Consider the following 13,211-nt stretch of genomic DNA (forward strand, 5'->3'; position numbering starts at 1 on the left):
CGGCGGCCCGCTCGGCCGCCGGTGCGGGCTCAGGCGCCGGTGGCCTCCGCCAGGTAGGGCCCGAACTCGCTCTCCAGGACCAGGCGTCCGAGCTTGCGGTACTCCTGGGCGACCGCCGTCACCACCTGCCGCATGGTGAGGGGTGCGCCGGACTCGGCCGCGAGGTAGGCCGCGGTCACCGCGCACGCCCGGATCGAGCCGCCGGCCAGTTCGAAGCGGTCGGCACAGAAGGCGAGGTCCAGGTCGTCGGCGCGGGGCAGCCGTTCGCCCAGGCAGCGTTCCCACAGGGCGAGGCGCTGGCCGTCGTCGGGCACCGGGAAGTCCGCCACCACGTCCAGGCGGCGGGTGAACGCCTCGTCCAGGTTGGCCCGCAGGTTGGTGGTCAGCACCGCGATCCCGTCGAACGACTCCATGCGCTGGAGCAGGTACGCCGACTCGATGTTGGCGTGCCGGTCGTGCGCGTCCTTCACCGCCGAGCGCTTGCCGAAGATCGCGTCGGCCTCGTCGAAGAGCAGCACCGCGTTGACCGCGGACGCCTCGGTGAAGATCCGCTCCAGGTTCTTCTCGGTCTCGCCCACGTACTTGTCGACGACCGTGGACAGGTCCACCACGTACAGGTCCATGCCCAGGTCCGCCGCGACGACCTCGGCGGACATGGTCTTGCCGGTGCCCGACTCACCGGCGAACAGCGCGATCACACCGCGTCCCCGGCCGCCGCCGGGCCGCATCCCCCACTGCCCGAGCACCTGCTCACGGTGGCGGGCGCGCAGCGCGAGTTCCCGCAGCCGCCGGTGAGTGGTCGGCGGCAGCACGAGGTCGTCCCAGCCGACTCCGGGCTCCACCCGGCGGGCGAGCCGGTCGAGTCCCGCGCCGTTCTGGGCCCGTACGGCGGCGCGCAGGTCATCGGGGCGGACCGGTCGGCCCGCGAGGGCGGCCGTACGCACCGCCACGTCGGCGGCGCGGCGCAGCTGCCCGGAGTCCAGGCGGTGCGCGGCGACCGCCTGGGCGAGCGCCTCTGCGTCTGCGCTCCCCCCGGAGCCGTTGCCGGTGCCGTCACCGGCGGCCCGGTCGAGGGCGTGCCGCCAGCGCGCGGCCTGCCGTTCGGGGGTGGGCGCCGGCACGGTCAGGACCACGGGGGTGTCGGCCGCCCACAGCGGATCCCAGCTGAGGGTGCCGTGCAGGAGCAGGGGGACCCCGCGCAGCGCCGCGCACAACGCCCCCAGCGTGCGGGCCCGTTCGGCGGGTTCCCCGGGAAGCGCTTCCAGGGGGCCGAGAACAACTCCGGCACCGGTCAGACGGGCTTCCAGCGCGGCCACCCGGGCGAGCGCCGGTACGTCACCGGGGCGCCGGGCGAGCGCCGCCGCGTTCAGCACGAGCGGGCGCAGCCCGGCGGCGCGCAGGGCCTCGACGGCCAGCCCCTCGGCGTCGCCGCCCCGGCTGCGCAGGTGGACGAGGCCGGTGCCGGTCCGGGCGGCGGCCGCCGCCCGGCGGACCTCCGCCGCCTCGGCGGTCGGGTCCTCTCGGGCCTCGCCGAGCACCCCGGCGAGCCGGGCGTCGGGGTGCGTGCTCTGAAGGAGGTACGCCGTGACCCGGTCGGGAACCACCAACACCCGGGACAGTGGCGGCCGTTCGGGCTCGGCGACCTCCACCAGACCACCCGCGACCAGCGGCGCTTCGGGGGCCAGCCGGAACCGGGCGGACGCCGCCGGGGCCAGCCCGCACAGCTCCAGGGCGAGCCCGACCGTGGGCCGCCGACGCGTCAGGTCGTCGTTGAGGTAGCCGTAGAGCCGTTCGAACCGTGCGTCCAGATCGGGCGCCACCACGACCAGCAGCAGGTCCAGGTCCAGCGAGGACAGGCCGAACCGCGCGGCGAGACCTCCCAGGACGGAGTCGGCCAGGGGGTGCGGGGGTTCGTGAGGGGGTATACCGAGGCCGCCCGGCTCGTCGAGGATGCGGGCGACGGCCTCGGGGGTGAGGTACTGGCCTCGGTACGGGTCGTCGGGGTCGGGATCGGCGGCGCGCCGGACGGCCACGGCGTGCCGCACCCGCTCCTCGACCGACCGGAGCCGTACCCACAGGTGGTCCACGTCATCGTCGGCGACAGGCTCTTCGGCAGCGACCGCCTCGGCAGTGTGCGTCACGGCTGGCGGTCCCCCCTGCGGCGGCGCCGGGCGGGTGCGGACGGGCGTTCACGCGGGCCGGCGTAGCCGCCGTCCGGGCCCGGGTCGCTCGTCTCCGTGTAGCGCAGCCGGCGTCCCGGCCCCGCGTCCTCGCTGCGGGAGGTGGCGCGCACGACGAGGCCTTCGGTGACCGGTGGTGCGGCGGCCTTGGTGACACCGGCGAGCGGCGCCCGTACCCGGAGCGAGAGGGAGGCCTTCATTTCGCCGCCCATGGCCGACCACACGTCGGAGGCGGCCGGTGCGTCAGAACCGGTTCCGGCGGTGTCCAGACCCACGGTCAGGCCGAGTTCGGCGAGCGTGCCGGTGAGCAGCCGCGCGGGCAGCGTGTCGGTGGCCACCAGCGTGGCGAGCACCTGCGACAGCAGCCGGTGCTCGTCCTGCGGGCGGCTCGCCCATGCCGTGACCAGGTACGTCAGGTCGAACCAGCGCGGCGGGCTGCGCCGCGCCACGAGGTGGCCGTCCTCGTCGTACACCTCTCCGGCGCCGCTGCCCCGCCGGACGGCGTCCTCCCGGATGTCGTACAGGAAGACGCAGACCGTCGGGGCGCTGCGGCGCGCGGACCAGTCCCGGGTGGGGGCGTCGAAGGCGACCTCGACGCCCGACGCCTCCAGGCCGGACTCGTCGAGCAGGCGGCGCAGCCCCTCGTCGACCTCGTGGATCACCGGCGGGTCACCTCGTCCGGCGGCTGCACGCTGCCGTTGACCACCAGGAAGTCGGTCGTCACCGGGGAGAACCCGGGGCCCTTGGCGGTGATGATCCGAGGCCCGGTCTGATCCTTGGCGAGGATGAGCAGCTGGCCGATGAAGGTGCCGTTCGGCAGGGGGACGGTGGGCGCCGCCGCCGCGGTGATCCCCGGCTTCCAGGTGAACCGCACCGGCACGCCCGGCGGGAAGTCCTTGCCGCGCACCGAGGTGACGAAGCCGGGCCTGCCGATCGCCGGCACCGCGATGATGCGCGGCTGGAGGATGCGCAGCCGCTTCCGGGCGCTGTTGTCGTTCTTGTCTGCGTCCGTCCCGGTGGTGGTGAGCTTGCCGGTGACGTGGGCGGTCAGGGCCTTCTTGGGGCTGAGGACGACCCGCACGACGGTGCTCGCGCCCTGGTCCAGGTCCGGCAGCGCGCACACCCAGGACCTGTCGCAGCCGTCCGGCGGCCCGTTGTTCGGGATGCCCTTGGGCAGGCCGATGCGCAGCCGCAGCCCGGTCGCCAGCGCGTTGCGGCCGTTGCGCACGGTGTACGTCACCACGACGCGCCCGCCGACATAGCCGGGGTTCGGCTGGGCGGTGAGGCGGAGCCCGGGCCCGGCGTCGGGCTCACCCGGGTCCGAGGGCGCGGTGGGAGTGGGGGTGGGGGTGGGCTTCGGGGTGGGGGTCGGCGTCGGGGTCGGGGTGGGGGTGGTAGGGGGCGGGGTGGGCGTAGGGGTCGGGGTGGGCGTTGGGGTCGGGGGCGGAGTCGTCGGGGGCGTGGCCTCGTCGACCGGCACCACGGTGCGGCCCGTGTTGTCGCTGGGCTGCGGATCCAGGACGGTGCCGGTGACGGACCAGTCGATCGGCGCGTCGCCGGGCGTGACCCCGGTGACGGTGACGGTCACCGGCACGGTGGTGCCGGGCTGGACCACGCCGACGTCGCACTGGAGGGAGGCGGCGTCGCAGGTGCCCCCGGGATAGGTCAGACCGGTGATCTGCACGCCGGGCGGCGGCGCGATGGTCAGCTTGGTGCCGGGAGAGGCGGCGGGGCCGTTGTTCACCACGCCGACCCGGACCGTGGTGGTCTTGCCGACGGTGACCGCCGGGACGGTGCCGGGGGCGTTCACCGCGAGGTCCACGGACTGCTGGACACTGGGTTCCTTCTGCCGGCCCGGGAGTTCGGCCGTGAAATGGGTGAGGTCGCCGGACGCGATGTCCAGAAGCTTCAGTTCCTCGGGGCTGTTGACCGCGCGGTCGGGGCGAGCGCTGATCACCAGTCCCTTGCCGTCGGCCGTCCAGGCGGCGTCCCGTGGCTGGAACGGGCCGGTGGCCTCCGGCAGTTGCGCCTCGCAGGCGCCGGGGACGTTGCGCGCGGCGGTGGGCAGCAGCACCTTGCAGTCGTCGCCCGACAGGGACGTGAGAAGGATGCCGTTGCGCTCGTCGACGGCGCCGCCGCCGTTCTTGCGGTTGAAGGCGACACTGAGCCCGTCCGGGGAGAACGCCGGACTGTCGTCGATGACCTGGCAGTTGCCCGGGCAGATCGTGGCGCTCAGGTCGCGCTGCTGGTCCAGTTGGTTCACGGGCACGGTCCAGATGTGTTTGTTGCCGCCGTTCCCGTCGATCACCTCATTGCGGGTGAAGGCCAGGGTGGTGCCGTCGGAGGACCAGGCGGGCTGGGCGTCCTCGCCCTGCTGCTGCCCGGCCGGCGGTGTGATCCGACCGGTGATCGCGCCGGTGGCCGCGTCCGCGACAAGGATGCGGCTGGGGCCCGCGGCATCTCCGACGCCGCCCGGCGAGGTCCGGGTGAAGGCGAGGTACTTGCCGTCCGGGGAGAACGTCGGGTCGGTGTCCCAGTCGGTCGCGCCGCGTCCCGCGAGAGGCATGGGCTGCGCGTTGGAGCCGTCGGCGTCCGCGATCCAGATCCGCTCGATCCGCTGGTTATCGGCGTTGGTCTCGAAGCGCGTGACGACGATCCGGCGGCCGTCGGGCGTGTAGTTCTGCCGCTCGGTCCACGGGTCGTCACCGGCGGCGGGCTGGAACAGCGGGTCCTTGGTGGGATCGGTGTTGGTGTCGGCGGCCGGATCCTCGTTGAGGATCGTCAGCCCCAGGTCGCGGGGGTCGGACCCGTCCATGCGGATGTCCTGTAACGTCACCACGTGCGGGTTGGCCGCCGTGGTGCGCTCCACCACCACGCCGCCGCCGCCCGCCGGTCCCAGCCAGGTGGGTGAAAGGACCTCCCGGTTCTCGTTGAGCACCAGCCCGGGCTCTGTGTCCGCGTGCGCAGTCGACTTGAACACGTGGTCGTAGTCGCCCTCGCACGTACAGGTGATCTCAGGGCTCAGGAACACCAACTGATCCCCGTCGGGCAACCATGATGCCCCGTGGGCACGCCACCCCGCGTAATTGCCCGCGAACAGCGCCTCGTCACTGGTCCCGTTGGTGATCCGCAGCCGGGGCACGGACTGCCCGTTCTCGGTGGTCGTGGCGGTGTACGCGATCCAGTCCCGGTTCACGTCGTCGTTCACCGGGTTCCACGCCGGCTCGGAGGCCGTGCCGTTCGCGGGAGAGGTGATCCGGGTGGCGGTGCCACCGTTCAGGGGCCGTACGTAGATCTGCGCGCCGACCAGCACATCACTGTCGCCGCTGTACGCCAGGCGCTGCCCGTCGGGGGAGACCGTCGGGCCCTCCTCGTCGGCGGGGCTGTCGGTGAGCCGCGTCAGGCCGGTGCCGTCGGTGCGCACCAGCCACAGGTCGCGCTGCTTCCCCCCGTCCGTGCCGCCGGGTTCGGCCGAGTCGAACACCACGGCCTGGCCGTCCGGCGTCAGCCGGGGGTGCGCCACGTCCCTGCCGCTGGTCAGCCGTCGTACCGAACCGTCCGCGGACCGCAGGTAGACCTGTGGCTTCTTCTCGTCGCGGCGGCTCGCGAAGACCATCTGGTCGCCGAGGGCGGACGGCTGGATGTCGGAGTGGGCCGGTCCCGCACCGAACAGCGGTGTGCTGGAGGTGGTGGAGGCGACCGTGCCGAGGCTGCGGTGCCTGGTGCCCGCGTACGCGACACGGGTCTGCGCGGCGTCCGCCACCCGGGGAGCGGCACCGGCGGCACCGGCGCTGCCCGGCCCGGAGGCCGCCGTCACCCCGAGCAGCGGGATCAGCAGCAACGACGTTCCGAGTCTCCCCAGGCGGTAACGCCCGCCGGGGTCAGCCGTTCCCATCGCGGTCCCCTTCACAGTCCGGTGCGGCATCCCGATGTGCCCATCCGGACTGCCTCCGCCACCGTGCACCGGCCGCGCGCGGCACGGCAGGGCGGCGGGGCCGCACCCGGGGGAAGCGAGCGGTGTGTTTTCGGGCAGCGCCTGTTTCCCGGTCGGCGTCCACGCCGCCGTCGGAGTCCTTCTCCGGGCCGGGCGTCAACAACGTTGTCAGATCAGTCCGTTGCGCAGCGCGTAGCCCACCGCGTGGGCGCGGTTGCGGAGTTGGAGACGGGTGGTGATCTCGTGCAGGACGTTCTTGACGGTCCGTTCCGAGTACGAGGTCTTGCGGGCGATCTCCGCGGTGTCCAGGCCCTCCGACACCAGGCGCAGCATGTCCGCCTCGCGCGTGGTCAGCGTGGACAGGGACAGGCCCCGCGGGTCGAGCGCCGAGCGCTGGAGGCTGCTCACATGGGTGAGCAGCTTGCCGAGCAGGTCGCCGGGGAGCACGCCCTCCCCGTCGGCTATCGCCCGGACGAGGTGCAGGAGTTGGTCCTGGTCCGCCTCGGAGCGCCGCAGCACCGCCGCGACGCCGCACTCGATGACGCGTTGCAGCGTGCCTGCCCCGAGGGTGCCGACCACGAGGCCCGTGCGGGTGGCGGTGTTGAGCCGCAGCCGGTCAAGCAGGGCGGCCACATCGTCGTCCACGGTGTCCACGACCACCAGCGACACCTGGGCCAGCTCCGCGTCGGCGTCGGCGAGCAGCTCGACCTCGGGACGCTGGCGTAACTGGTGGACGACGCCGACACGCAGGACCGGATCGGCGGCGTACATGGCCACGGACACCCGGTCCCGCGTACCGGGCGGGCTCTTCTCCTGTGCACTGAACATGGGGGGTTCACTCGTTTCAGTGAGTTCATGGACGCTGGCAGATGAGGCGTACCGACCACGGGGGGGGCGGCGCACGGGAGGCGGCGAGGAAGGCGGCGAGGAACATTAACTGCCCAGGGTCACAAGGGAGTTGGCTGTGACTGTCGGGGCATCGCGACTGCCCGGAACTTGCCCTCGCGTTCCTCGTCGCTTCACCGGTCGCGTTCCTACGGTGGTGGCGTGACGCCTTCCGCAGCCTCTTCCGGTCCCGGTGCCCCCGGCCTCGACATCCCGGCCGTGACGGTGGCGCCGGGTGACACCGCCACGACCACACTGACCATCCGCAACGACAGCGACATCGTCGAGGCGTACAACCTGGAGGTCGTCGGCGACTGCGCCTCCTGGACCACCGTCGAACCCGCACGGGTCTCGCTCTACCCCGGCACCTCCGAAACGGTGACGCTCCGTCTGGAGCCGCCGCGCTCCCCGGAGATCCGGGCAGGCGAAACACCGCTCGGCGTCCGGGTCCTGCCGGCCGAGCACCCCGATGCGGCGCATGTCCTCGAAACCACCGTGCACATCGAGGAGTTCCGCGAGCTGCGCACCGAGCTGGCCCCGCGACGTCGGCGCGGCTGGCTGCGCGGCCGCTACCGGCTGGCTGTCCAGAACCAGGGCAACACCCCGGCGCAGGTGGGCTTCACCCCCGGGCAGGCGGGCGAGGAGCTGGCGTTCGCCTTCACCCCGGCAAAGCCGAAACTGGAGCCCGGCGAGTCCGCCGAGGTGGGGCTGCGTGTCCGCACTGGCAAGCCGGTGTGGTTCGGCTCCCCGATGGTCTGGCCATTCACCGTCGAGACCACCGACGACAGGGACCGGGACGAACAGCCCAGTTCGTACGAGACCGCCGTCCGGGCGCCGCTGGACGCCGAGTTCGTCCAGATCCCGATCTTCCCCAAGTGGCTGCTCGCCCTGCTTGCGCTGCTTCTCGCGCTGCTGCTCGCCTGGTTCACCCTGGTCCGACCGGTGGTGCGCAGCGCGGCCAAGGACGCGGCCGACGAGGCGGTGCGGGCGCGGCCCACGCCCGACGGACAGCAGACTCCCGGTAATGGCAACGGCAACAGCGCCGGCGCGGGTGCCGGTTCGGCCAGTCCCGGCACGCAGGGGTCGGGCGCGTCGGCCGGAGCGGACGGCGGCGGCTCGGGCGCCGGTAGCGGCGGCACCGGCACCGGCACCGGCCAGCAGAGCTCGCAGACCATCGACGTACAGACGTCCGGCGGCGACACCAAGACCGGCAGCTACACGGTGCCCAAGGACAGTGTCTTCGGGGTCACGGACATCGTCGTCGCCAACTTCCAGGGCGACGAAGGGGTGTTGACGATCACCTTCGGCGACCGCAAGATCACCACGATCGCGATGGAGACCTTCCGCAACCAGGACTACCACTGGGTGACCCCCATCAAGATCCCCGAGGGCGACGCCGTCTCCATCGAGGTGACCTGCAACAAACCGGGCACCCCGGCCACCGGCCGTCGGGCTAAGGGCTGCCATGAGGTCCTGAATGTGAGCGGCACACTCGGCAGCACCAAGCAATGATTTGAACTGTCCACGTCCGAGCCATTGTTGATCGATGCTGGAAGCATCTGCAAAGAGCCGAGCCCATCCGGATCGGATCCGTCCGGAAACCGACAACCTCGGTCCGAAAACCAGCACCCGGCAACCCCAGGCCATTGGCCTGGGGTTGCTCTGTTGCGCGGGGTCGGGCAGCAGCAGGTCCGGGACGAAGGCCTCAGGGGCCGGCCGGTTCGCCTTCCGGCTCCCCCACGGACTCGGGGACGGCGTAAAGGCGCACGTTCACCGGGCGCGCCCCTTCGGGGGCGGCTTCACGAGGGTGGCCGTACCGGTCCAGGAGCGCTTGGTACTCGCGTACGAAGTCGAGGAGTTCGCCCTTGGTCATCCAGGTGCCGGAGCGGAAGACCTGCGCCCAGCCCTCGGGGCCTGTGTATTCCCGGTGCGCGCGCCTGTAGAGCTCGGTGTCCACCTCGATCTTCAGATGTGCGAGCCGCTCCGCGGCGACGTACTCGTCCGGGGTCATCGTGGCCGGGTCGGGCGTGGTGTGACTGAAGGGCAGCGCCCGCCACCAGCGCTCACGGCCGCCGGACTTCTCGGGGATCTCCGCGATGAGCTGCTGCTCGGCGAGCTTGCGCAGGTGGTAGCTGGTGGTGCCGGAGCTCTCGCCCAGCTCCTTCGCGAGCACGGTCGAGTTCGCCTCGCCATGCCGGCCGAGGTAGTCGAGGATGCGGCGGCGCAGCGGGTTGCCGAGCGACTTGTACAGCGCGGTGCGTTCGAGGCTGGTCAGCTCGGTCGGGTCGGGAGCGGGCATGTCCTCACGGTATCCCGCCGGTCTCCTTCTCCAGAATGATTTCTGCAGAATTTTCTTTGCAGAATTTCCTCTGCGGTTCTAGTGTGGAGGCATGGGGACCGGAGGGAACACACGGCACCGAACGGGAGACGGGACCGAAAGGAGGCCTGCGATGAAGAAGTGGACGCTGATCCTGCTCGGCTCGGCCGCGGTGCTGCTCGTGCCGTGGATGGCCGTGCTCGCGCTGACGCTCCCGGCCAGCACCGAGGTGCGCAACTGGTCGCTGGCCTGGATAGGGCTCGACGTCCTGATGGCCGCGGGCTGCGCCGCGACCGCCGTGCTCGGCCTGCGCGGCGACGGGCGCGCCCGGCTGACGGCGTCCGCGACGGCCTCCGTCGCCGTGCTCGACGCCTGGTTCGACATAACGACGGCGCAGCCGGGCAGCGCCCTCGCCCAGGCCCTCGCCTGTGCCGTGGCGGAGACCGCGCTCGCCTGCGCCTGCGTGTTCCTGGCACTCGGTGATCGTCGACCCTCTCGCGCTCACGCCTCCCACGAAGGACACTCATAGCCAAAGGAGTTGCTGCCGGAGGGGGACGTGACATGCGGGACAGCCATCGGGCGGAGGCCGAGCGGCTGTTGGCCCGGGCCGTCGAGGAGGAAGTACGACGCTCGGGCGGGCGCACCGACGGAAACGCGCTCCTGTCGCGGGGGCGCGGCGCGCTCGACGCCATGGCAGGGACATCCGCCGAGGAGTACGAGGCGTACACACACGCGCTCGACGAGGCGGAGGCGGGGCAGCTGACCTTCTCGCAGCGGTATGCGCGCGAAGGCGCCGGAACCCCCCTGTTGGTGGCGGCAGTTGCGGCCCTCGCCGCCGTCGCGGCGGACCTGGCGCTCGGCACGGACACGGGGACGGCGCTCGGCACGGGGGCGACGGTGGCGGTGGCGGGCGCGGCGGCCACCGTCCTCAAGGTGACGGCGTCGCATCTGCCGGCCGCCAGCCGCCGGGCCGGGGCCCTCGGACAGCCGGGCGGCGCCGAGCAGTTGCGCCTGCAGTGGCTGACCGCGCTGGAGGTGCGCGGCATCCGCCCGTTCCTCGACCAGCAGCGCGTGCTCAGCGCCAGCGCGAGCGCGAAGCCGGGCGCTCCCCAGCTGCGGCGCACCGACAAGAGCGCGGCGGCCCGCAGGCGTACGGTCCTGGAGCACTCCTTCGGTCAACTCCCCGAGGCGGAGGGACCGTTCGCGGGCCGCCGGGCCGAGATGTCACGCATCGCCCAGTGGGTGCACGCGGCCCGCGCGAGCACGGAGACGAAGCCGACCGTGGTGGTGCTGCACGGCGCACCGGGCTCCGGCCGCAGCACCCTCGCGGTCCGCGCGGCGCACGGCCTGAAGGACCAGTTCCGGGGCGCGTGTGTGGTGGACCTGCGGGGCGGCGGTGCGGCGAGTGAGCCCGACGGGCGCGCCGACCCGCAGAAGGGAGAGCCGCCGCTCACTACGCGCGATGCGCTGCTCCACCTGCTCAACCGCCTCGGCGCACCCCGCGAGCAGCTTCTCTTCCGGGAGCGTTCCTCGCAGGAGCAGCAGGTCAGGCGGCTGAGCGAGCTGTACCACCAGCATCTGACGGGCTTGGCGGTCACCGTCGTCCTGGACGACGCGTCCGACCCCGAGCAGGTGCGCACCCTGGTCCCCGAGCGCTCGGACAGCCTGGTCCTCGTCACCGCCCGGGAACCCCTCGACCTGCCCGCCGACCTGCCCGCCTGGGTGCACCAGCTCCCGGTCGAGGCCCTGGACGCGCCGGGCGCCGAGGAGCTGCTGACCGCCGCCGCGCAGGACGCGTCGGGCCCGTACGACGCCGAATCGACGGACCGTGTAAGGGAGTTGTGCGGAGGACTGCCGCTGGCGCTGCGCATCGCGGGCTCCTCACTCGGCCCGCGCACGCCTCGCCAACTGGCCTCCGACCTGGAGGCGTACGGCCCCGTGGACCCGGTCGAGCGCGTGCTCTGGCTGCGCTACACGGACCAGACGGACATGGCCCGGCGGCTGCTGCGCAGGCTGGCGCTGGCGGGCCGCGCCTCGCTCGGCACGGCAGCCGCGGCGTCCCTGCTGGCGACGGACGAGCAGGAGGCGGCCCGCCACCTCACCACGCTCTCCCGAGCGGGTCTCATCGACCACGTCCGCGGCAGCCGCCACCGCCTGCACGACGTCGTACGGGTCTTCGCCGAGGCCCGGCTGCTGGACGAGGAGGAGCCCTCCGAGCGTACGGCCGCGCAGGAACGCCTGATCGTCAACTACGCGGAACTGGCGGACTCGGTGATCCGCCTGGTCGACGGCAAGACGTCCACGCGGGCCGATCAGTTCGGCCCGCACGGGTTCACCTCCCTCGACGCCGCGCTGCGCTGGCTGGACGACGAGTCGAGCTTCATCACGGCGGCCCTGCGCCAGGCCGAGGGAGTCGACCAGGCCGCGGTCCTCAACCTCCTCGGCGCCCTGTGCGACTACTGCCTGCTGCGCGGCGACCTCTACCGCCTCGGCGAGATCAGCGAGCTGACGCAGGCCGTCGACCAGGGTCTCCTGGTCCGCTCCGTCCAGTGGCGCACCGGCATCGCGGCCCGCCAGCTCGGCGAACTGGACAAGGCCCGCACCACCCTGACCTCCGTGGTGGACCTCTACTTCGAGGCACACCACGACGCCGGCGCGGCGCGCGCCCTGTGCTCCCTGGGCATCACCCTGCACCATCAGGGAAACCTCACCGAGGCCGCCGCCAAGCTCCAGGAGGCGATGGACCTCCAGTCCTCCCCCGGCCTGGCCGCCGACCGCGCCTGGACGATGCACGCGCTGGCCGCGGTGGAGCGCGACCGCGGCCATGTCGCGGGGGCCCTCGACCTGCTCACCGAGGCCCTGGTCCTGCACCGTGAGGGCGAGTCCGTGCACGGCGAGGCGTGGGCCCACTTCCAGCTCGGCCAGCTGAGCCTGCGCATGGGCGACGTATCGCGCGCCGAGCGGGAACTGCGCGAGGCCCTCGATCTGTACGGCCGCACGCGCGACGCCCGCGGCGAGGCCTGGGCCCTGACCCAGCTGGCCCGCGCCCGCCTCGTCGACGGCGACCCGTCGCCCGCGGTGGACGGTCTGCGCCAGGCGGCCTCCCGGCACCGCGACAACGAGGACGCGCGCGGCGAGGCGTGGACCGTGTACTACCTCGGCCAGGCCCTGGAGGAGACGGGCAACCTGGACCAGGCGGTACGGGAGTTGGAGCGCTCGCGGACCATGTTCTCCCGTATGCGGGACGTGTACGGGCTCGCATGCGCCCGCCACCACTCGGCCCGCGTCACTCGCGACCAACGAGCCGCCCAGACCGGCTCCCTCCGCAACTCCGGCTTCGCACGCCAACTCCTCGTCGACGCCCGCGCCGACTTCCAGCGCATCGGCGTCGCCCACGGCGAGGCGTGGACCTGCCTGGAGCTGGCCGTGGTGGACGCCGGCAACGCCCGTACACAGCAGGCGCTGACACTGTGCGACGAGGCGATCGGCCTCTTCACGTCGTACGGCGACCGCCGCGGCGAGGACTGGGCCCGCTTCCTGCGCTGCACCCTCCTGCCGTACGCCTCCCCCGGCGGCATCGAGATCGGCACGGCCGTCGCCCAGGAGGACCTGACCCGGTTGTCCCACGCGGGACACCCGTCGCGGGACGGGAAACTCGACGACTACGCCGAGGCGTACCAGCTGCTGCTGGAGCGCGGGGTGGACCTTGATGCCGGGTGGCAGGCGTGGCGACTGGGGATGGTGCCGAACCGGCATGCCCGGGATGTCATGGGGGTGACGGTGGGGGCGCCTCGGGGGTGACGGCTCGGGCGTTTCGCTGGCCGCGGGGGCGGGGGGCTGGGAACGTGGAGGGGTGACCAGGTCCGCGGTCCTGGGTAACTGACTGGCAGGACCG

Annotated in this window: 8 protein-coding genes; 3 read left to right on the plus strand and 5 right to left on the minus strand. The window is 72.8% G+C overall.

The window, feature by feature from the left end; genetic code table 11:
- Positions 1-29 precede the first annotated feature (29 nt).
- The 4 genes from AB5J56_RS17150 to AB5J56_RS17165 all read right to left on the minus strand — a co-directional run bounded on the left by AB5J56_RS17150 (position 30) and on the right by AB5J56_RS17165 (position 6,942).
- Positions 30-2,141, minus strand: a complete 2,112-nt coding sequence (locus tag AB5J56_RS17150) for an AAA family ATPase (protein WP_369233608.1) — start codon at positions 2,139-2,141, stop codon at positions 30-32.
- Positions 2,138-2,842 carry a DUF4255 domain-containing protein gene (locus AB5J56_RS17155; RefSeq protein WP_369233609.1) on the minus strand — a complete coding sequence of 235 codons (705 nt, stop codon included), beginning with the start codon at positions 2,840-2,842 and terminating at the stop codon, positions 2,138-2,140. The genes AB5J56_RS17150 and AB5J56_RS17155 overlap by 4 nt, the downstream gene beginning before the upstream one ends.
- Complete coding sequence (locus AB5J56_RS17160; protein ID WP_369233610.1) at positions 2,839-6,075, minus strand: hypothetical protein; 3,237 nt, start codon at positions 6,073-6,075, stop codon at positions 2,839-2,841. Before AB5J56_RS17160 ends, AB5J56_RS17155 begins: the two co-directional genes overlap by 4 nt.
- 207 nt (positions 6,076-6,282) lie before the next feature.
- On the minus strand, positions 6,283-6,942 hold the full coding sequence (locus AB5J56_RS17165) for a LuxR C-terminal-related transcriptional regulator (RefSeq protein WP_369233611.1): 660 nt from the start codon (positions 6,940-6,942) through the stop codon (positions 6,283-6,285).
- A 219-nt stretch (positions 6,943-7,161) separates the two neighbouring features.
- Between AB5J56_RS17165 and AB5J56_RS17170 the strand changes: the two genes are divergently transcribed.
- The gene (locus tag AB5J56_RS17170; protein WP_369233612.1) at positions 7,162-8,511 is read left to right on the plus strand and encodes a hydrolytic protein; all 1,350 of its coding nucleotides are present in this window, start codon (positions 7,162-7,164) and stop codon (positions 8,509-8,511) included.
- A gap of 193 nt (positions 8,512-8,704) precedes the next feature.
- Here AB5J56_RS17170 and AB5J56_RS17175 read toward each other — a convergent pair whose 3' ends face one another.
- Complete coding sequence (locus AB5J56_RS17175) at positions 8,705-9,298, minus strand: ArsR/SmtB family transcription factor (protein ID WP_369233613.1); 594 nt, start codon at positions 9,296-9,298, stop codon at positions 8,705-8,707.
- Positions 9,299-9,449: 151 nt separating this feature from the next.
- On the opposite strand from AB5J56_RS17175, the gene AB5J56_RS17180 reads away from it, so the two are divergent.
- Both AB5J56_RS17180 and AB5J56_RS17185 read left to right on the plus strand, forming a co-directional pair.
- Positions 9,450-9,845 carry a hypothetical protein gene (locus tag AB5J56_RS17180; protein ID WP_369233614.1) on the plus strand — a complete coding sequence of 132 codons (396 nt, stop codon included), beginning with the start codon at positions 9,450-9,452 and terminating at the stop codon, positions 9,843-9,845.
- Positions 9,846-9,877: 32 nt separating this feature from the next.
- Positions 9,878-13,117 carry a tetratricopeptide repeat protein gene (locus AB5J56_RS17185; protein WP_369233615.1) on the plus strand — a complete coding sequence of 1,080 codons (3,240 nt, stop codon included), beginning with the start codon at positions 9,878-9,880 and terminating at the stop codon, positions 13,115-13,117.
- Positions 13,118-13,211 lie beyond the last annotated feature (94 nt).

Source organism: Streptomyces sp. R21 (assembly GCF_041051975.1).
Lineage (GTDB): Bacteria > Actinomycetota > Actinomycetes > Streptomycetales > Streptomycetaceae > Streptomyces.

Excerpts from the sequence above, each read along its gene's own strand:
- AB5J56_RS17160 (WP_369233610.1), bottom strand. The coding sequence starts at position 6,075 with ATGGGAACGGCTGACCCCGGCGGGCGTTACCGCCTGGGGAGACTCGGA.
- AB5J56_RS17165 (WP_369233611.1), bottom strand. The coding sequence starts at position 6,942 with ATGTTCAGTGCACAGGAGAAGAGCCCGCCCGGTACGCGGGACCGGGTG.
- AB5J56_RS17175 (WP_369233613.1), bottom strand. The coding sequence starts at position 9,298 with ATGCCCGCTCCCGACCCGACCGAGCTGACCAGCCTCGAACGCACCGCG.
- AB5J56_RS17180 (WP_369233614.1), top strand. The coding sequence starts at position 9,450 with ATGAAGAAGTGGACGCTGATCCTGCTCGGCTCGGCCGCGGTGCTGCTC.
- AB5J56_RS17185 (WP_369233615.1), top strand. The coding sequence starts at position 9,878 with ATGCGGGACAGCCATCGGGCGGAGGCCGAGCGGCTGTTGGCCCGGGCC.